This window comes from Pseudomonas sp. Pseusp88 (assembly GCF_047303955.1).
In the GTDB taxonomy this organism is placed as follows: domain Bacteria; phylum Pseudomonadota; class Gammaproteobacteria; order Pseudomonadales; family Pseudomonadaceae; genus Aquipseudomonas.
In genome coordinates this window covers 23,265-41,848 of sequence record NZ_JBGLYM010000036.1, presented here as the reverse complement: position 1 = coordinate 41,848, position 18,584 = coordinate 23,265, and the positions used below count along the sequence as shown (strand labels likewise).

16 protein-coding genes and 1 pseudogene are annotated in these 18,584 nt (G+C 60.1%); 3 read left to right on the top strand and 14 right to left on the bottom strand.

Annotated features, from left to right (window positions below; all coding sequences use genetic code 11):
• The first annotated feature begins 55 nt into the window (after positions 1–55).
• Positions 56–703 (top strand): 2-polyprenyl-3-methyl-6-methoxy-1,4-benzoquinone monooxygenase, encoded by a 648-nt coding sequence (coq7, locus tag ACCD02_RS28135; protein WP_413309200.1) that lies wholly within the window; start codon positions 56–58, stop codon positions 701–703.
• A gap of 81 nt (positions 704–784) precedes the next feature.
• Here coq7 and speD read toward each other — a convergent pair whose 3' ends face one another.
• The gene (gene speD, locus ACCD02_RS28130) at positions 785–1,579 is read right to left on the bottom strand and encodes an adenosylmethionine decarboxylase (RefSeq protein WP_413309226.1); all 795 of its coding nucleotides are present in this window, start codon (positions 1,577–1,579) and stop codon (positions 785–787) included.
• A 252-nt stretch (positions 1,580–1,831) separates the two neighbouring features.
• Positions 1,832–2,254: an OsmC family protein gene (locus tag ACCD02_RS28125; protein WP_413309198.1), complete on the bottom strand. Its 423-nt coding sequence runs from the start codon at positions 2,252–2,254 to the stop codon at positions 1,832–1,834.
• A 206-nt stretch (positions 2,255–2,460) separates the two neighbouring features.
• On the opposite strand from ACCD02_RS28125, the gene crp reads away from it, so the two are divergent.
• Entirely contained in the window at positions 2,461–3,105 is a 645-nt protein-coding gene (crp, locus tag ACCD02_RS28120) for a cAMP-activated global transcriptional regulator CRP (RefSeq protein ID WP_413309196.1), read from the top strand.
• A 3-nt stretch (positions 3,106–3,108) separates the two neighbouring features.
• On the opposite strand, the gene ACCD02_RS28115 is transcribed toward crp, so the two are convergent.
• From ACCD02_RS28115 to ACCD02_RS28100, 4 genes are read right to left on the bottom strand one after another with little or no spacing between them, the layout of a single operon-like run.
• Positions 3,109–3,804: a biotin/lipoate A/B protein ligase family protein gene (locus ACCD02_RS28115; RefSeq protein ID WP_413309194.1), complete on the bottom strand. Its 696-nt coding sequence runs from the start codon at positions 3,802–3,804 to the stop codon at positions 3,109–3,111.
• 25 nt (positions 3,805–3,829) lie between these two features.
• Positions 3,830–4,639, bottom strand: coding sequence for an indole-3-glycerol phosphate synthase TrpC (trpC, locus tag ACCD02_RS28110; protein ID WP_413309192.1), 810 nt, complete (start codon positions 4,637–4,639; stop codon positions 3,830–3,832).
• The gene (gene trpD, locus ACCD02_RS28105; RefSeq protein WP_413309224.1) at positions 4,636–5,685 is read right to left on the bottom strand and encodes an anthranilate phosphoribosyltransferase; all 1,050 of its coding nucleotides are present in this window, start codon (positions 5,683–5,685) and stop codon (positions 4,636–4,638) included. Before trpD ends, trpC begins: the two co-directional genes overlap by 4 nt.
• A gap of 18 nt (positions 5,686–5,703) precedes the next feature.
• On the bottom strand, positions 5,704–6,303 hold the full coding sequence (locus ACCD02_RS28100; RefSeq protein WP_413309190.1) for an aminodeoxychorismate/anthranilate synthase component II: 600 nt from the start codon (positions 6,301–6,303) through the stop codon (positions 5,704–5,706).
• A 480-nt stretch (positions 6,304–6,783) separates the two neighbouring features.
• Between ACCD02_RS28100 and estP the strand changes: the two genes are divergently transcribed.
• A complete protein-coding gene (gene estP, locus ACCD02_RS28095; protein ID WP_413309188.1) occupies positions 6,784–8,718 on the top strand; it encodes an esterase EstP in 1,935 nt (644 codons plus the stop codon).
• A gap of 132 nt (positions 8,719–8,850) precedes the next feature.
• On the opposite strand, the gene trpE is transcribed toward estP, so the two are convergent.
• From trpE to ACCD02_RS28055, 8 genes and pseudogenes are all read right to left on the bottom strand, one after another.
• Positions 8,851–10,332 carry an anthranilate synthase component I gene (gene trpE, locus ACCD02_RS28090; protein WP_413309186.1) on the bottom strand — a complete coding sequence of 494 codons (1,482 nt, stop codon included), beginning with the start codon at positions 10,330–10,332 and terminating at the stop codon, positions 8,851–8,853.
• A 70-nt stretch (positions 10,333–10,402) separates the two neighbouring features.
• On the bottom strand, positions 10,403–11,233 hold the full coding sequence (locus tag ACCD02_RS28085) for a phosphoglycolate phosphatase (protein ID WP_413309184.1): 831 nt from the start codon (positions 11,231–11,233) through the stop codon (positions 10,403–10,405).
• Positions 11,230–11,904, bottom strand: a complete 675-nt coding sequence (rpe, locus tag ACCD02_RS28080) for a ribulose-phosphate 3-epimerase (protein ID WP_413309182.1) — start codon at positions 11,902–11,904, stop codon at positions 11,230–11,232. The genes ACCD02_RS28085 and rpe overlap by 4 nt, the downstream gene beginning before the upstream one ends.
• A gap of 203 nt (positions 11,905–12,107) precedes the next feature.
• Positions 12,108–13,535 carry a hypothetical protein gene (locus tag ACCD02_RS28075; RefSeq protein ID WP_413309180.1) on the bottom strand — a complete coding sequence of 476 codons (1,428 nt, stop codon included), beginning with the start codon at positions 13,533–13,535 and terminating at the stop codon, positions 12,108–12,110.
• A 78-nt stretch (positions 13,536–13,613) separates the two neighbouring features.
• Positions 13,614–14,762 carry an iron-containing alcohol dehydrogenase gene (locus ACCD02_RS28070; protein WP_413309178.1) on the bottom strand — a complete coding sequence of 383 codons (1,149 nt, stop codon included), beginning with the start codon at positions 14,760–14,762 and terminating at the stop codon, positions 13,614–13,616.
• 162 nt (positions 14,763–14,924) lie between these two features.
• Positions 14,925–16,298 (bottom strand): annotated as a pseudogene (locus ACCD02_RS28065) (sigma-54 interaction domain-containing protein).
• Between the two features lie 158 nt (positions 16,299–16,456).
• Entirely contained in the window at positions 16,457–17,281 is an 825-nt protein-coding gene (locus ACCD02_RS28060) for an ABC transporter permease (RefSeq protein WP_413309176.1), read from the bottom strand.
• Between the two features lie 11 nt (positions 17,282–17,292).
• Positions 17,293–18,540 carry an ABC transporter permease gene (locus tag ACCD02_RS28055; protein ID WP_413309174.1) on the bottom strand — a complete coding sequence of 416 codons (1,248 nt, stop codon included), beginning with the start codon at positions 18,538–18,540 and terminating at the stop codon, positions 17,293–17,295.
• Between the last annotated feature and the right edge of the window lie 44 nt (positions 18,541–18,584).

Below are 18,584 nucleotides of genomic sequence, written 5' to 3'. Positions count from 1 at the left end.
CCTGTCCGGCACAATTGGGGTAAACTGGCGACCGTGGATTTATCCGGAGGTGCCCATGGCTACCGAACGTCACTACTCGCCCCTTGATCGTATTCTGTTGCAAGCCGATGCCGCGATGCGCACGTTACTGCCGCTGAGCGCACATCCTCATCGCCCTTCCCCGGCCATTGTCCAGCCTGAAGCCAAGATGGATGAGGTCGACACCAAACATGTCGCCGGGCTGATGCGCATCAACCATACCGGCGAAGTCTGTGCCCAGGCCCTGTATCAAGGTCAGGCGCTGACCGCCAAGCTACCCAAAGTCCGCGCGGCCATGGAGCATGCGGCGGAAGAGGAAATCGATCACCTGGTCTGGTGCGAACAGCGCATTCACCAATTGGGCAGCCATACCAGCGTGCTCAATCCGCTGTTCTACGGCTTGTCCTTCGGTATTGGCGCCGTGGCGGGGTTGATCAGCGACAAGGTCAGCCTCGGCTTCGTCGCGGCCACCGAAGATCAGGTCTGCAAGCATCTGAACGATCATCTTGAGCAACTGCCGCCGGAAGACGAAAAGTCCCGGGCGATTCTTGAACAGATGCGCATCGACGAAGAACATCATTCCGAAAGCGCACTTGAGGCCGGCGGTTACCGTTTCCCGGCACCGGTGAAATTCGGCATGAGCCTGTTGGCCAAGGTCATGACCAAGAGTACGTATCGCATCTGATCCGTGATCCCGGATAACCTCCGGGATCAACACCAACAAAAAAGGCGCCTCAATGGGCGCCTTTCTTGTTTGCTGAATCAATCAGACCGGCATGTTGCGGCCGTAGAAGATTTCCAGCATTTCGTGTTTCACACGCTCGGTAACCTGTTCGCGTTGTTCCGGCGAGAGGTTGCTGGTGGCGTCGCCGAACAGGTAGTTATCCAGTTCGAAGTTCTTCAACAGCATCTTGGTGTGGAACAGGTTCTCCTGATACACGTTCACGTCGGTCATCTGGTAACCGTCGCGGGTGTCGCTGGAGAGATAGTTCTGGATCGAGTTGATCTCGTGGTCGATGAAGTGCTTCTTGCCTTCAACGTCACGAGTAAACCCGCGCACGCGATAATCGACGGTGACGATATCCGACTCGAACTTGTGGATCAGATAGTTCAGCGCCTTGAGCGGTGAAATCACGCCGCACGTCGACACATCGATGTCCACGCGAAACGTCGCGATGCCATCGACCGGATGGATTTCCGGATAGGTGTGGACCGTGATATGGCTCTTGTCCAGGTGCGCAAGAATGGTTTCCGGCAACGGGCCTGGCGACTCTTCGATCTGGCTGTCGGTAGGCGTTACCGGCTGCTCGGAGATCAGGATCGTCACGCTGGCGCCCTGGGGGTCGTAATCCTGGCGAGCGATATTGAGGATGTTGGCGCCAATGATATCGACCACATCAGTGAGAATCCGCGTCAGGCGTTCGGCGTCGTACACACTGTTGATGTACTCGACGTAGGCCTGCTGGTCCTGCGGGGTTTCCGCATAGCAGATGTCATAGATGTTGAAGCTCAAGGTCTTTGTCAGGTTATTGAACCCGTGGAGCTTGAGTTTGCTTTTCACCGTTAAAAACTCTCTATAAATGTGCGGCCCGGCCGCGTGATCAAGCATGCCCGTCAGATGAGCCAGGCTCATTTGCGTAGGACGGTTAACACCTCTTCGCGTTGGCGATTTTGGTTGTCTGTCGGGCACAGCCGCTGAAGACCTGCGGCCTGTGCCCTGAAAAAGGGGCGCATTATGCAGACGTCAGCAACGGTCTGCCAGAGTCTGCGCCTCTTTTATGATAGTTGGGTGTCGCTGATCAGCGGATACCGCTCAACCCAACTCGACGATTTCGTAATCGTGAGTGATCTTGACCCCGGCATTGCCCAGCATGATAGACGCCGAGCAGTATTTCTCCGCCGACAGTTCGATGGCGCGCTTGACCTGGGTCTCTTTAAGACTGCGGCCCTTGACCACGAAATGCAGGTGGATGGCGGTAAAGACTTTCGGATCCTCGGTGGCGCGCTCGGCCTCAAGGAAGGCTTCGCAGCTTTCGATTGGCTGGCGCGCCTTCTTCAGGATACTGACCACATCGAAGTTGCTGCAGCCGCCCAGGCCGATCAGCACCATTTCCATCGGTCGCACGCCGAGGTTGCGGCCGCCACTTTCCGGCGGACCATCCATGACCACTACGTGACCACTGCCGGATTCGCCGAGGAACATGGCTTCACCAGCCCATTGAATGCGTGCCTTCATCGCCAGGACTCCACTGAAAAAAGGGTCGCCAGCTTAGCATAGCGTCGCTGGCGCACCGAGAATGTCGCTAAACGATACGTGTAATGGCATGTACGTAGGAAATTTCGGAAATGATACAAATGCGGCTCTGATAAGCTGCGGCAACGGTTTGTCCGGCCGATAACTAAAATAACGCCGTGAGGCGAAGTACTTTTCGGGATGCAGGCATGGTTGCGATTACCGCTACACACAAGATCAAGAACCTCGACAAACTTCTGTCCCACGCCCAACGTCGCCGCTGCGCCGCTAAAAGCAACATCATCTGCGCTGGGGAGCGCTCCGATTCGTTGTATTTCATCGTCAAGGGGTCGGTCACTATCCTGATCGAAGATGATGAAGGTCGGGAGATGATAGTTGCCTACCTTAATAGTGGTGATTTCTTTGGCGAACTGGGGCTGTTCGAACAGCCTGGGCTGGAAACCCAGCGCAGCGCCTGGGTGCGGGCCAAGACCGAATGCGAAGTGGCCGAGATCAGCTACGTCAAGTTCCGTGAGCTCTCGCAGCAGGAGCCGGACATTCTGTATGCCCTCGGCAGCCAGATGGCCGAGCGTCTTCGTGCCACGACACGCAAGGTCGGCGACCTCGCCTTCCTCGATGTCACCGGCCGTGTCGCCCGCACCTTGCTCGATCTGTGCAAGCAACCCGATGCCATGACTCATCCCGACGGCATGCAGATCAAGATCACTCGTCAGGAAATCGGGCGTATCGTTGGCTGTTCGCGGGAAATGGTTGGTCGTGTGCTCAAGGCGCTGGAAGAACAGCAGCTTGTTAATGTGAAGGGCAAGACCATGGTGGTCTTCGGCACACGCTGACGCTTAGAGAGTGTCGAGCAACCGACGATACGCTTCAGCCAGCGGCGCCAGCACCTGCGCGCCAGGGAAGGCTTCGTGTAACGCGATGTGGCTGTCCGCAGACACTCGCTGATCCTGTTCACAGAGTTCATTGAAGCGGTTGACCGCCGCGACCATCTCCCGCCGCTCGTCTTCCAGCAGCAACGCGCCGTGTACCAGTACCACAGGACGCCGCCCGCCCTGACTCTGACGCCAGCGTTGTGCCGTGCCGACCATCTTGCGCCCATCGAGATTGACGTTGAAGCGCCCGTCGCAGAACGCCCCTTCGACTTCACCCAATGACGCTGCACCACCCAACCCGGTCAATACATCCAGAATCGGCTGACACAGACGCCGGTAAGCCAGCTCGATACGGTCACGATCGGCATCGTTGCCCGGCTGCGCATAAACCAGGGCAATATTGACCGTGGCTGAGGATTGCGGCACCGGCTCACCGCCGCTTTCACGCAGCAGAATCGGCCAGCCACTGTCGCTGAGGGTCTCGCTGGCTTCGACGAAACCCGGCAGCCGACTCATGCGCCGGGGCATGACCAGGGCGCGATCACTGGGCCGCCACATCAACAATCCGGAGTCGACCTCCCCCGCACAGACCGATGCCAACAGATCCTGCTCGGCCTTGAGGCCTTTCTCGACGCAAATATCGACAACTTGCTCAGCCATGCGGGCCTCTCCGACACCAACCGGATTAAGAGTTTTCCGGGAAAAACAGCCGCTGCAACTCTACACCTGGCTCTTCGGCACGCATGAAGGCTTCGCCGACCAGAAAGGAGTAAACGTCGTTGATTTCCATCAGCTCGACATCGGCACGGTTGAGAATGCCGCTTTCGGTCACGACCAGACGATCGCGCGGAATACGCGGCAGCAGGTCCAGGGTGGTTTCCAGGCTGACTTCGAACGTATGCAGGTTACGGTTATTGATGCCGACCAGCGGGGTATCCAGGGTTTTCAGCGCACGTTCCAGCTCATCGCCATCATGCACTTCGACCAGCACATCCAGGCCGACGCTCTTGGCGGTCGCCGCCAGCTCGGCCATCTTGACGTCGTCCAGCGCCGACACGATCAACAGGATGCAATCGGCACCCAGGGCGCGGGCTTCGATGATCTGGTAATTGTCGATCATGAAGTCCTTGCGGATCACCGGCAACGAACAAGCGGCACGCGCTTCTTTTAAATAGGCATCGGCGCCCTGGAAGAAGTCGATATCGGTCAGGACCGACAGGCAGGTCGCGCCGCCTTTTTCGTAACTCCGGGCGATCTCACCCGGGTAGAATTTCTCGCGAATCACGCCTTTGCTCGGCGAGGCCTTCTTGATCTCGGCGATGACGGCCGGCTGCTTGCGCTTGGCCTGCGCGATCAGCGCCTTGGCAAAGCCACGTGGTGCATCGGCCTCGGCGACCAGGTCTTCAAGATCGGACAGGCTGACACGCGCACGGCATGCCGCGACTTCTTCAGCCTTGCGGGCGAGAATCTTTTCCAGAACCGTTGGCACGCTCATCCTTCATTCTCCTGCTTGAATACCGCGGTAAAGGCACCCAGCTCTTCCAGCTTTTCCCGGGCCAAACCTGTGTGCAGCGCATCGTGAGCCAATTCCACGCCTTCTTTAAGCGTAGTGGCATGGTCGGCGGCGTAAAGTGCGGCACCGGCGTTCAAGACAATCATTTCGGCAGCCTTCTGGCCATTTTCGGTCTTGCGTCGGCCCAGAGCATCGCGAATCAGCTCAAGGGACTGCGCCGGGCTGTCGACCACCAGGCCGAACAGGCTCTGGCTTTTCATACCCAAGTCTTCGGGCTGGACCCAGTACTCGGTGATTTCGCCGTTCTTCAGCTCAGCGACAAACGTCGGCGCCGCCAGGCTGAATTCGTCCAGGCCATCCTGGGAATGCACCACCAGTACATGCTTGCTGCCAAGGCGCATCAACACTTCGGCCAACGGACGGCACAGGGCCTGGCTGAATACACCGACCACCTGATGGCGCACGCCAGCGGGGTTGGTCAGCGGACCGAGCATATTGAACAACGTACGCAGGCCCAGATCACGGCGCGGACCGGCGGCGTATTTCATCGCGCCATGATGGGACTGGGCAAACATGAAGCCGATGCCGACGTTATCGATGCAGCGGGCAACCTGTACGGGCGTCAGGTTCAGATAAACACCGGCCGCCTCCAGCAGATCCGCGCTGCCGCTCTTGCCGGATACCGCGCGGTTGCCATGCTTGGCCACGGTGCAACCGGCTGCAGCAATAACGAAGGCAGACGCCGTGGACACGTTGAAGATATTCGCACCATCACCACCAGTGCCGACGATATCCACCACGCCGTCGAGAGTCTTGAGTTCGACCTTGCTCGCCAGCTCGCGCATGACCGATACGGCACCGACGATTTCGTCGATGCTCTCGCTCTTCATGCGCATGCCCATCATGAAGGCGCCGATCTGCGCCTCCGTGCACTGGCCGGTCATGATTTCGCGCATGACATCGCGCATCTCGTCGGTACTCAGGTCCAGCTGGGTCACCACCCGGGCCAGAGCGGTCTTGATATTCATAGTCATAGAAAGCAGTCCTTAACCCTGACGAGTGCCGCCGGTTTGCTTGAGGAAGTTGGCGAACAGCTCGTGGCCCTGCTCGGTGAGGATCGACTCAGGGTGGAACTGGATGCCCTCGACGTTCAGGGTCTTGTGGCGCAAGCCCATGATTTCGTCCTGGGCACCGTCTTCCAGAGCAGTCCAGGCGGTAACTTCCAGGCAATCAGGCAAGGTCTCGAGCTTGACCACCAGGGAGTGATAACGGGTCACGGTCAACGGGTGGTTGAGGCCCTCGAACACGCCCTTGTCTTCATGAATGACCGGGCTGGTCTTGCCATGCATGACTTTACGCGCCCGCACCACATCACCGCCAAAGGCCTGACCAATGGACTGATGGCCCAGGCACACGCCGAGAATTGGCAGTTTGCCAGCGAAGTGCTTGATCACCTCCAGCGAGACACCGGCTTCGTTCGGCGTGCACGGGCCCGGCGAGACGACGATGCGCTCGGGGTTCAGGGCTTCGATTTCAGCGACCGTCAGCTCGTCGTTGCGAATCACTTTAACCTCGGCACCCAACTCGCCCAGATACTGGACGACGTTGTAAGTGAAGGAGTCGTAGTTATCTATCATCAGCAGCATGCTGTGCTTAACCTCTTGAATTTTCTGACTTTATAGCGCCATCCGATCAATCGCCCGCAGAGTCACGCACTAGAGGCTGACGATCCCGCGCAGGGATCAGGCAAATCGGTCGAAGGCATGTCGATACAGGTCCGGCGAAGCCGGCAGGGAAGATAGTCAGGCGCGCCAACGCCAACGGGCGTGAGCCTTGATAACGCGCATCAAGAGTTTGCTGACATTCAACACGGGAGAGGTCTCGTTCATACGTTCCGGCACAGTAGCGTACGCCGCCATATGGCGCAATATCGCCGTACCTGGCTGGCATGACGAGGGGCAATTCTGCGCAAGAATCCGCTCGTTGTAACGCATCAGATACGAAAAAAATCAGGGTATCGGCCAAAATCCGGACCCTGCTGACGTCAGGTGCCGTACGGGCTGGACGCTGGGCGATTGTTGGCTACTTTTCGTAAGGCATAAAAACAACGAGACAGGATGTTCTCAATGACTAAATCCCTGATATCCCTGCCCCTGGTTGCCTGCGCACTGAGTCTGGCCTGCTCTTCGGCACTCGCCGCGTCTTCACCTTACTCGACGATGATCGTATTTGGCGACAGCCTGGCCGATGCCGGGCAGTTCCCCGACGCAGGTGGCCCGCAAGGCGCTACCCTGCGCTTTACCAACCGAACCGGCCCGACTTATCAGAGCGGCAGCGGTGAGTTCTTCAGCCTGAATTCATCGACCTTATTGGGCAGCCATCTGGGCATTGCTGCGGGCGACCTGGGCGCATCCACCTCGCCGGTGAACGCGGCCCTGGGGCGCGCGGATGGCAATAACTGGGCGGTGGGCGGCTATCGCACGGACCAGATCTACGATTCGATCACCTCGCAATCCCAGGTCAGCGATAACAGCAGCGGCACTGACGTTCTGCTCCGCAGCCGTACCGGCTATCTGCCTGCCAATAATCTCCGCGCAGACCCCAATGCGCTCTATTACCTCACCGGTGGCGGCAATGACTTCCTGCAAGGCCGGGTGACCAGCCTCGGTCAAGCGGTGGGGGCCGCCGATCAACTGGCCGCCAGTGCCCGGGTTCTGCAACAGGCCGGTGCGCGTTACATCATGGTCTGGCTGTTGCCGGATATCGGCCAGACCCCGGCCGTCTCCGGAACGCCGCTGCAACTGCCATCGACCCTGCTCAGTGGCGTATTCAATCAGGAACTTGTCAGACAGCTGGGGCAGATCGACGCCAATATCATCCCGCTCAACATCCCGCTGCTGCTCAAGGAAACCCTGGCCGACCCGACCCGCTTCGGCCTCGCGGCCAATCAGAACCTGGTCGGCACCTGTTTCAGCGGCAACAGCTGCGTGCAAAATAGCCAGTACGGCATCAGCAGCACCACGCCTGATCCAGGCAAACTGCTGTTCAACGACGGCGTACACCCGACGGTCACCGGGCAAAAGCTGATCGCTGACTACGCCTGGTCCATTCTTGCCGCGCCCTGGGAAACCACCCTGCTACCGGAGATGGCCAACGCGTCACTGCGCGCTCAGCAGGACGAGCTGCGTGCGCAATGGCTGGCCGACTGGGGCAACTGGCAGGCGATCGGTCAGTGGCAAGCGATAGTCTCGGCCAGCGGCCAGAAGCTGGATATCGATGCCCAGAGCAATTCCGCCAGCGCCGACGGCCATGGCTACAACCTGACCGCAGGCGGCAGCTATCGTCTGGCCGAAGACTGGCGCGTGGGGATGGTCGCAGGCGCCTACCGGCAGAATCTGCAGGCAGGCGAGCGGGATTCGGACTACAAGCTCAACAGTTATATCGCTACCGCGTTCCTGCAATTCCAGGCCAATCACTGGTGGGCCGACCTGTCAGCGTCCGGCGGACGGCTTGACTACGCCAACGCCAAACGCAAGTTTGCCCTGGGCGTCAGCGAAGGCGCAGAAAAAGGTGATACCGACGGCAGCCTGTGGGCTTTGAGCAGCCGTCTCGGTTTTGATATCGCCGGCGCCAACAGCCCGTGGCATCTGTCGCCGTTTATCAGCGCCGACTACGCCCATATCGATGTCGATGGTTATTCGGAGAAAGGCGCACGCTCAACGGCCTTGAGCTTTGATGACCAGACCCGCAAGTCGCGGCGTCTGGGTGCAGGACTGCAAGGCAAGTTCCAACTGACGCCCGCAACTTCGGTTTTCGGCGAGATCGCCCACGAGCGTGAGTTCGAGAACGATCAACAGGACGTGACCATCGCTCTCAAGAGTCTGCCATTCAATGACTTCACCCTCACCGGCTACACCCCGCAACGCAGCCTGAACCGCGCCAGCCTTGGCGTTGCGCAGAAACTCGGGCGGGATGTGACCTTGCGTGGCGGGTATAACTGGCGCAAGAACGATGACATCACCCAGCAGGGGGTGAACGTGGCGGTGAGTGTGGATTTTTGACGGAGCACCGTCGCGGAACACACACGAACTTCTGTAGGAGCTGCCGAAGGCTGCGAATGGCACTACACCGCTTTCGCAGCCTGCGGCAGCTCCTACATATTTCATTTCAGATCATGAATCAGGAATGCCGGATCAATCCTCGGCAGTCTGCTCCGCCAACGCCACCGCCTTGAACATCGCCCGGCGCTTGTTCAGGGTTTCTTCCCATTCCAGCACCGGCACCGAGTCGGCAACGATGCCGCCGCCGGCCTGAACGTGCAGCTCACCGTTCTTGATCACCGCCGTACGGATGGCAATGGCGGTGTCCATATTGCCGTTCCACGCGAGGTATCCAACCGCACCGCCGTAGACACCGCGCTTGACCGGCTCCAGCTCGTCGATGATTTCCATGGCGCGGATCTTCGGCGCGCCGGACAAGGTGCCCGCCGGCAGGATCGCCCGCAGCGCGTCCATGGCCGTCAGCCCGCTTTTCAGTTGGCCGGTGACATTGGAGACGATGTGCATGACGTTGGAATAGCGCTCGATGACCATCTTCTCGGTCAGCTTGACCGAGCCGATTTCCGAGACGCGACCGGTGTCGTTACGGCCCAGGTCGATAAGCATCAGGTGCTCGGCGATTTCCTTGTCGTCGGACAGCAGATCGACCTCCAGCGCATGATCGGCTTCCTCGGTGGCACCGCGTGGGCGGGTACCGGCAATCGGGCGCACGGTGATCAGGTTGTCTTCGACCCGCACCAGTACTTCCGGGGAACTGCCAACGACATGGAAATCGCCGAAGTTGAAGAAGTACATGTACGGCGTCGGGTTGAAGCAGCGCAGCGCCCGGTACAAATCGATGGGCGCGGCCTTGAAGTCGATGGACATGCGTTGCGACGGCACCACCTGCATGACGTCACCGGCCAGGATGTATTCCTTGATGGTGTCGACGGCACGCTCATAGTCGCCTTGGGTGAAGCTGGAGCGGAAGACCGGGTCGGCTGCCTGCGGTCGGCTCAGGTCCAGGCCGCGACGCGGGGTGATCGGCTGGCGCAGCTTTTCCATCAGCTCTTCGAGACGGGCCAGGCCGCCTTCGTAGGCATCCGGCTGCGCAGGATCAACCAGCACGATGGCGTGCATCTTGCCCGCCAGGTTGTCGAACACCACTACGGCGTCGGACACCATCAGCAGGATATCCGGCACGCCCAGCGGGTCCGGGTTGCGATTCTTGCCCAGGCGCTTTTCGACGTAACGCACGCAGTCATAACCGAAGTAACCCACCAGACCACCATTGAAACGCGGCAGGCCAGCGATGGTCGGCACCTTGTAGCGGGCCTTGAAGGTTTCGACGAAGGCCAGCGGATCTTCCGACTCCAGGCTTTCGATCTCGACGCCGTCGTGGGTCACGCTGATCTTGTGCTCATGGGCACGCAGAACCGTGCGGCACGGCAGGCCGATCATCGAGTAACGGCCCCATTTCTCGCCGCCCTGCACCGACTCCAGCAGATAGGAGTTCGGCTCGTCGGCAAGCTTGAGATAGATGGATAACGGGGTATCGAAGTCGGCCAGGGTTTCCAGGGCCAACGGGATGCGGTTGTAGCCTTCAGCGGCCAGACGCAGGAATTCTTCGCGGTTCATGAACAGCCTCGTGGTATGAGGTTAAACAGTCAGTCAGGCAAACGGTGCCGGGTATCCGGCCAGATACAAGTCAGGCGCGCCAACGCCAACGGGCCAGGGCCTTGATGACTTTCATCCAGAGTTTGTGAGTGACAACCACGATGGATTCTCTAAAGGAGGGAGCGTGAACAGGAGGCAACGTTATCTCAGCGCCTTCGTCTAAGCAACCGGCAGAGCTACCGGGAATCAGCTTGCGCAGATCGTCGAGCACCAGCGCCGGGGATTCCTCGGATATCGGACGACCATGGTTATAGCCATAGCTCATGCCGACACAGGCAACGCCCGCCGCCTTGGCCGCCAATACGTCACTGCGCGAATCACCGACGAACAGCGATTGCGAGGCCGGGATATTGGCCATTTTCATGACAAAGAACAGCGCCGCCGGGTCAGGTTTTTTCTGCGGCATGGTATCGCCGCCGATGATCCAGCGGAAAAACCGCCCCAGCTTCATCTCATCCAGAAGCGGCGCGACGAAGCGCTCCGGCTTGTTGGTGATCAGGGCCATTTCCACGCCCATTTTCTGCAACCACTTGAGGGTCTCGCGCACGCCGGGATAGACCACGGTGAACTCATGCTTTTCGGCGTAGGCCTCCATGAACAGCTCCAGGCCCTGCTCGGCCAGGGCATCATCGACGCCGCTGTACTCGATATCATTGGCCAGGGCGCGGCGCACCAGGATCGGCGCACCGTTGCCGACCCAGTGCCGCACCGCCTCCAGCCCGGCGACCGGACGCCCCAGGGCCAGGAGCATCTTGTCCACCGCCACGGCCAGGTCCGGCACCGAGTCGACCAGGGTGCCGTCCAGGTCGAACATGATCAGCTTCGGCAGACGGCCGGGGAACAGCGTTTCGAAGCCGCTCATGCGCGGGCTGACGCCAGTTCGCTACGCATTTTGTCGATGACTTCCTTGTAATCGGGGGCATTGAAGATGGCCGACCCGGCGACGAAGGTGTCGGCACCGGCAGCGGCGATCTCGCGGATATTGTTGACGTTGACGCCGCCATCGATCTCCAGGCGGATTTCACGACCCGACGCATCGATCAAGGCCCGCGCCTCGCGCAGCTTGTTCAGCGTACCGGGAATGAATTTCTGCCCGCCAAAGCCCGGGTTGACGCTCATGAGCAGGATCATGTCGACCTTGTCCATGACGTATTCCAGCAGGTTCAGCGGCGTGGCCGGGTTGAACACCAGGCCGGCCTTGCAACCGCCTTCCTTGATCAACTGCAGCGAGCGGTCGATGTGCTGGGTGGCTTCAGGGTGAAAGGTAATGTAGCTGGCACCGGCTTCGATGAAGTCGCCGATGATGCGATCCACCGGGCTGACCATCAGATGCACATCGATAGGCGCCGTGATGCCGTATTTGCGCAATGCCGAACAGACCATCGGACCGATGGTCAGGTTAGGCACGTAGTGATTGTCCATGACATCGAAGTGAACGATGTCGGCGCCCGCAGCGAGAACATTATCGACTTCCTGGCCCAGGCGGGCGAAGTCAGCGGAAAGAATCGACGGAGCAATGTGGAAGGGCTGCATGACGCACCTTTTAGCTGGAATCACGGTGGCGCGCATTGTACCTCATGACGGCTCTCTCACAGCAAACCCCTGTCTTCGGGAGCTCCGCCCTGCGGGACCGGCTTTAGCCGGGAAAGCGCCACTTCATCCGCTGTATTTTCTTGATCCGGATAACGGCTTCCCGGCTGAAGCCGGTCCCACATGATCGCGTTGGAAATCCTCCCTTACTCGGCAACGGTCTCGGCCACCGTCCGCACAGCAGGCTTCACCGGCTCAGGCTTGATATCCGGCACCGGCAGATCCTTGGCAAAAGTCCCATCGTTCTCGCCCTTGAAGAAGTTCTTGCCGTAAATCAGCAGACACAGCACCACGCCAATGGCGAATGCCCAACTGGCGCCCTTGATCGCCAGTACGGCACCGATCACCCCGGCAATGCCCAGGTCGCGCTGGCTGCGGGCTTCGAGGATCCCCAGACGCACGCTGACATACCCCTGAATCAGCAAGGTCAACGCCAATGCCACGCCAAGAATCGGCTGTACCAGCGTCACTACCGGCAACAGCAACAGGCCGGTATTGGTGCCCCAGCGGAACGAGCCGACGCCGCCGATGATCGATTTCATCGCCTGCGGACCGCCCTTGAAGCGTTCGATGACCACCACCAGCATGGCCGCCCATTTCGGCCCGCACATGGCCACGTCCGGGCCGAAGATGCTCATGAAGGCATTGCGCGCGCCGAAAATCAGGTGGGCGCGGTCCGGGTTGTAATCGACCTTCTCGTCGGTGCGGATATGCTCGGCTTCGTCGAGCAGCGACTTGGCGCTGAGCACGTCACCGAAGACGATGATGTACACCGCGAGCATGGTCGGCAGCGCCGAAATGAACATCGACAGCGGCGGCATGCCCAGGCCGAATACGGTGTAGTTGTTCCACAGCCCGGCGAAGTCCGGCTTGCTGATGCCCCACTGGATGGTCGGCCATGGCGCTTCACCGAAAAGCGGCGCGACGACCACTGCCAGTAGAACGATGGGCAGGATGCCGAGCTTGGCGAAGTTCCACCAGAAGCGATTGCGTTGTTTCAGCGCGTTGAAGTGCTGGGAAAAGATCAGGTAGAAGGCAATGCCCACGGTGATGGAGATGGTCCACGGCAGCACGTTGAACTTGCCGCCAACCTGGAACACCGCGCTCACCGCACTCAGGCCGGCGCCAACGATAATCCCTGACTTGATCGCCGAGGGCACGTACTCCACCACCTTCTTCGCCATCCCCGTGGCGCCGAGGGCGATGGAAAACACCCCGAGCATCAACTGGAAGGCAATCAAGGCATGGACGCGCTCCGGGCCGATGGGGAACTGCGCGCAGTAGGCCATCAGCAGCGGCACCGCCGGGGTGATCCAGCCCGGTACGGTAGGGTCACCGAGCAAGTGGTGAGTCAGGTACAGCAAGCCATTGAGCATGACCACGGCCAGGGCCACTTCGAATGGCATGCCCAGCAGTTCAGTCATCAGCGGGATGGCGGCCAGGTCCACGGCACACATCAGCAGGCCTTGCAGGTAGTCCGGCAACTCGAACTTGTAGTGAACCAACGGAAGGCGGACCTTGAATGGCCCCAATGGAATATACGGGCTCTCGCGCCCCACGCAATCTTTGGACATGAACGGTACCTGTTTATTGGTTTTATAAGGCAATGCGCCCGGCACCATGAGGATGTCGGGCGGCGATACAGCGGGTAATCAGTAAGCGGCGCGGTAGATCTGCTCAATATCCGCGGCCGTCAGCTTGCGCGGGTTATTGCGCATCAGCCGGTCGATCTTGCTCGCTTCTTCGGCCATGGCCGGGATCGCGTCTTGCGGCACATTGAAGCTGCGCATGCCACGTGGAATGTCCACGGCGACACACAGATCGGTCATGGCCTGGACCGCCCGATCGGCGGCTTCATGATCGCTCAGGTGGGCAACCCGCACGCCCATGGCTTCGGCGATATCGCGAAAGCGCTCGACGCAGGCCATCTTGTTCCAGGCCATGACGTAAGGCAGCAGCAAGGCGTTGCTGACCCCGTGGGCAATATTGAAGCGCCCGCCCAGCGGGTAAGCCAGGGCATGCACCGCGCCGACCCCGGCATTACCGAACGCCATGCCGGCCATCAGGCTGGCGGTGGCCATGTCTTCCCGGGCCTGCAGGTTGGCCGGGTTGGCGTAGGCCTTGGGCAGCGCCTTGGCGATCAGCTTGATCGCGCCCAGCGCCAGGGAATCGGTGATGGGTGAAGCGTTGACTGACAGGTAGGACTCGATGGCATGCACCAAGGCATCGACGCCACTGGCCGCCGTCACGCTGCGCGGGCAGGTCAGGGTCATGGTCGGGCTGACCAGAGCCACGTCGGGCAGCAGATAATCGCTGACGATGCCTTTTTTCAGCTGCGCCTGCTTGTCGGAGAAAATCGCCACGTTGGTCACTTCAGAGCCAGTACCGGCCGTGGTCGGAATGGCAATCAGCGGCGGCCCCTTGCGCTTGACCTGATCGACACCGAACAGCTCGGCCAGCGGCCCTTCGTGCCCGGCGAACGCGGCAACACCCTTGGCAATATCGATGGCGCTGCCGCCGCCGACGCCGATCAGGCCGTCATGTCCGCCTTCGCGGTAGGCACGGGTGCAGTCTTCGACAATGGAGATCTCGGGCTCGGGCTTGACCTGATCGAAAATCTTGTACGGGCGGCCACCCAGTTGCGCCAGGGCAATATCCACGGTGCCGGAAGTGACCAGAATGGCATCGGTCACGATCAACGGATTGGAGATATTCAGGCGGGTCAGTTCGGCGGCCAGTTGCTCGATGGCGGCGGAGCCGGTCAGCAACTTATTGGCAATCTTGAAGGCGCAAATGCTCATCGGCTCGTCCTTTATTAATTGTTATGACGTCGAGCACTGATAGCCAAAGCCGTGCCAACACGCGCAAAGCCCCGTGACACAAGGGTTGGCGTGATTCAGCAGGATAATTGAGGGGTTTGAGCGAGTAGTTTTCTGATCGCTGGAACGGCTTTGATTGAAATCCTAATCAGTGCGTTCCCAACGCTTCATCTTCTGCACCACCGTGGCCTGGCTCACACCCAGGGCCTTGGCAGCCTGGCGCGTGGTCTTGTGCAGCTGCAGCGCGGCACGAATTGCCGTGCGTTCGGCGTTCTCCAGGACCTTGCGCAGGGGCAGGCGACTGTCGTCGGTGTGTTGTGGATCGAGGTTGAGAATTTCTTCCGGCAGGTCCAGGGCCTCGATGATATCGCCACGACTGGTCACCACCAGGCGCTCGATGATATTGATCAGCTCGCGGATATTGCCCGGCCATGGGTAATCGCAGAGCAGATCCAGCGCCTCAAGGCTGAGTTGCACCTGACGCTGATAGCGTTCGTTGCAACTGGCCAGGTAGTAATGCAACAGCGGCGGGATTTCTTCGCTGCGCTCGCGCAGGGCGGCGATGCTGATCGGCACGACGTTGAGGCGGTAATACAGGTCGGCACGAAAACGCCCTTCGGCCACCAGTTGTTTGAGGTCGTGATGGGTGGCGCTGATGATGCGCACATCGACCTCCTTGAGCTCCAGGCCGCCCACCGGGATAAAACGGTTTTCTTCGATGACTTTGAGCAGTTTGACCTGCACCGGCAACGGCAGGTCGCCGATTTCATCGAGAAACAGGGTGCCATGGTTGGCCAGCTCCAACAGACCGCGCTTGCCCTTGGGTCCCGCGCCGGTAAAGGCACCGGGGGCATAGCCGAATAGCTCGGCCTCGATCAGGTTCTCCGGCAACGCCCCGCAGTTAAGGGCCAGGAACGGCTCCTTGGCGCGGCCGCTGGCGTTATGAATGAACTGCGCCACCAGGGTCTTGCCGACGCCGGTCTCGCCTTGCAGCAGGACTTTCACATCCGTGGCCGCCACCTGCCGGGCCAGGGCGAATACGCGACCGGAGACTTCCTGATCGGCCATCAGCGGGGAATGCAGAAGGTTGTCGCGCTGCCCGGCATGCAGGCGCGCCGTGCTGCTGCGCAGTTGCTTGAGTTGTTGCAGTTCGTCGCGCTCATGCTTCATGCGCAGCAGTTCGGTCATGTCGCGCACGGTGCTGACCACATAGCGAATGCTGCGGTCGGCAGCGAGAATCGGCGTGGCACTGACCAACAGCTTCTTGCCCTGGCTGAGACTCTGCATCACCGAGATCGGCTTGCCTTCCTGCAAAACGCGCAGCGAAGCGGACTGGGAAATCACCCCTTCCTTGACCAGCTCCTGCATGGGGCGGCCGATCAGCGCGGCGCTTTCCAGGCCGGTAAGCCGCTCCTAGGCACGGTTGACCTTCAGCGTCTTGCCATCGCCGTCGGTGATGTACACACCGTCGTGCAGGGCATCGAGCAGTTCTTCGAAACTGGGGTCGTTGAGGTTCACCGAAAGCTCCGGGCGGGTGGGGAGCGGTGAAGTTTAGCGGTTTAAGGGATGGATGGTCTTCGCGGCAAAAGCCGCTTCTGCGGTGGATATGGTTTCTGTGGGACCGGCTTCAGTCGGGAAGACGCCTTCCCGGCTAAAACCGGTCCCACAATGCCGGACTACTCCGCCGCCGTGCGCAACTTCTCACTGCGTCCACGCAACCATTCCAGCACCAGCAACAGCACGACGGAGAAGGCAATCAGCAGGGTCGCCGCAGCGGCGATGGTCGGGCTGAGGTTTTCGCGGATGCCGCTGAACATCTGCCGAGGCAGGGTGGCCTGCTCGGGACCTGCCAGGAACAGCGTCACGACCACTTCATCGAAGGAGGTAGCGAAGGCGAACAGCGCACCGGAAATCACCCCCGGGGCAATCAACGGCAACGTCACTCGACGGAACGCGGTCACCGGCGAGGCGCCCAGGCTGGCCGCAGCCCGGACCAGGTTGTAGTTGAAGCCCTGCAGGGTCGCCGACACGGTGATGATGACGAATGGCACACCCAGCACCGCATGCACCAGGATCAGCGAGGTGTAGCTGTTACCCAGGCCCAGCGGGGCGAAGAACAGGTAGCTGGCAACCCCGATGATCACCACCGGCACGACCATCGGCGAGATGACCAGGGCCATCACCAGGGACTTGCCGCGGAAATTGCCGCGGGTCAGGCCGATGGCTGCCAGGGTGCCGAAAACCATGGCCAGGATGGTCGCGGCCGGGGCCACGATCATGCTGTTCTTCAGCGCGCGCATCCACTCGTTGGAGCCAAAGAAGTCCTGATACCAGTGCAGGGAGAACCCTTGCAGCGGGTACACCAGAAAGCTGCCGGAGTTGAACGACAACGGCACAATTACCAGCACCGGCAGCACCAGGAACAACAGCACCAGGCCACACAGGATACGCAGGGCGTAATACCAGACGCGCTCTACGGGCGACGTGTAAGGACTCAGCATGGTGACTCTCCTCAGCTCAAACGCAGGCGGCTGGCGCCGACCAACCAGCTATAGATCAGATAAAGCACGATAGTTGCCAGCAACAGCAGGCCACCCAACGCAGTAGCCATACCCCAGTTGATACTGGTGTTGGTGTAGAACGCGACGAAGTAGCTGACCATCTGATCGTTCGGGCTGCCCAACAGCGCAGGGGTGATGTAGTAACCGATGGCCAGGATGAACACCAACAGGCAGCCGGCGCCGACACCGGCATAGGTCTGCGGGAAATACACGCGCCAGAAGCTGCGGAAAGGCGGGCAACCCAGGGAGATTGCGGCACGCATGTAAGTCGGGGAAATGCTCTTCATCACGCTGTAGATCGGCAGGATCATGAACGGCAGCATGATGTGAACCATGGAGATGTACACGCCGACCCGGTTGAACACCAGCTCCAGCGGCTTATCGATGATGCCCATGGCCATCAGGGCACTGTTGATCAGGCCACTGGATTGCAGCAACACGATCCACGCGGCGACCCGTACCAGAATCGAAGTCCAGAACGGCAACAACACCAGAATCATCAGCAGGTTGCTCTGCCGTGCGGGCAGGTTGGCCAGCAGGTAAGCCAGCGGATAGGCCAACAGCAGGCAGATCACAGTGATCACCAGGCCCATCCAGAAGGTACGGGCGAAGATATCCAGGTAGATCGACTGATCAGGCGTCGCGGCGGCCACTTCACCCAGATCATCGATCCGGTGGTCAACGGCGGCCAACAGGTAATAGGGAGTCACGCTACTGGTATTGCGGCGAATCGCCTGCCAGTACGCCGGGTCGCCCCAACGCTCGTCAAGGGCTTCGAGGGCTTCCTTGTAGGACGCCGGCTCTTCCTTGAATGGCAGGGCGCGGGCGGTTTTGGTCAACAGGCTGCGATAGCCTGCTACCTCGATATTCAGACGCCTGGACGTTTCGCCCAGAGTCGAGTTTTTGCGGGCTTCGCCCAGGTCCACGCTCAGCGCTTTATAGACCGGTTCGGACGGCAAGCCTTTGCCATCCCACTTTTTCACTTCGACGACGGTGTTCGGCAAGCCATTGACGACTTCCGGGTTGCCCACGCTCTTGAAGAGCAGTGCTGCAATCGGTACCAGAAACACCAGCAGCAGGAAGATGACCAGCGGCGCAATCAGGGCCTGGGCCTTCCAGCGATTGACCCGCTCGGCACGAGCCAGGCGTTGCTTCAAGGTGGGGCTGGCGCCTTCAGTCAGGGGCACGGCGATGGCCATAGCGAACTCCGAAATCTTTGAACAAGGGATGTGCGCCCTCCCGT

Bases quoted from the DNA above. Each gene is read 5' to 3' on its own strand.
- coq7 (WP_413309200.1), top strand. From the start codon at position 56: ATGGCTACCGAACGTCACTACTCGCCCCTTGATCGTATTCTGTTGCAA.
- ACCD02_RS28125 (WP_413309198.1), bottom strand. From the start codon at position 2,254: ATGAAGGCACGCATTCAATGGGCTGGTGAAGCCATGTTCCTCGGCGAA.
- crp (WP_413309196.1), top strand. From the start codon at position 2,461: ATGGTTGCGATTACCGCTACACACAAGATCAAGAACCTCGACAAACTT.
- ACCD02_RS28115 (WP_413309194.1), bottom strand. From the start codon at position 3,804: ATGGCTGAGCAAGTTGTCGATATTTGCGTCGAGAAAGGCCTCAAGGCC.
- trpC (WP_413309192.1), bottom strand. From the start codon at position 4,639: ATGAGCGTGCCAACGGTTCTGGAAAAGATTCTCGCCCGCAAGGCTGAA.
- trpD (WP_413309224.1), bottom strand. From the start codon at position 5,685: ATGAATATCAAGACCGCTCTGGCCCGGGTGGTGACCCAGCTGGACCTG.
- ACCD02_RS28100 (WP_413309190.1), bottom strand. From the start codon at position 6,303: ATGCTGCTGATGATAGATAACTACGACTCCTTCACTTACAACGTCGTC.
- estP (WP_413309188.1), top strand. From the start codon at position 6,784: ATGACTAAATCCCTGATATCCCTGCCCCTGGTTGCCTGCGCACTGAGT.
- trpE (WP_413309186.1), bottom strand. From the start codon at position 10,332: ATGAACCGCGAAGAATTCCTGCGTCTGGCCGCTGAAGGCTACAACCGC.
- ACCD02_RS28085 (WP_413309184.1), bottom strand. From the start codon at position 11,233: ATGAGCGGCTTCGAAACGCTGTTCCCCGGCCGTCTGCCGAAGCTGATC.
- rpe (WP_413309182.1), bottom strand. From the start codon at position 11,904: ATGCAGCCCTTCCACATTGCTCCGTCGATTCTTTCCGCTGACTTCGCC.
- ACCD02_RS28075 (WP_413309180.1), bottom strand. From the start codon at position 13,535: ATGTCCAAAGATTGCGTGGGGCGCGAGAGCCCGTATATTCCATTGGGG.
- ACCD02_RS28070 (WP_413309178.1), bottom strand. From the start codon at position 14,762: ATGAGCATTTGCGCCTTCAAGATTGCCAATAAGTTGCTGACCGGCTCC.
- ACCD02_RS28060 (WP_413309176.1), bottom strand. From the start codon at position 17,281: ATGCTGAGTCCTTACACGTCGCCCGTAGAGCGCGTCTGGTATTACGCC.
- ACCD02_RS28055 (WP_413309174.1), bottom strand. From the start codon at position 18,540: ATGGCCATCGCCGTGCCCCTGACTGAAGGCGCCAGCCCCACCTTGAAG.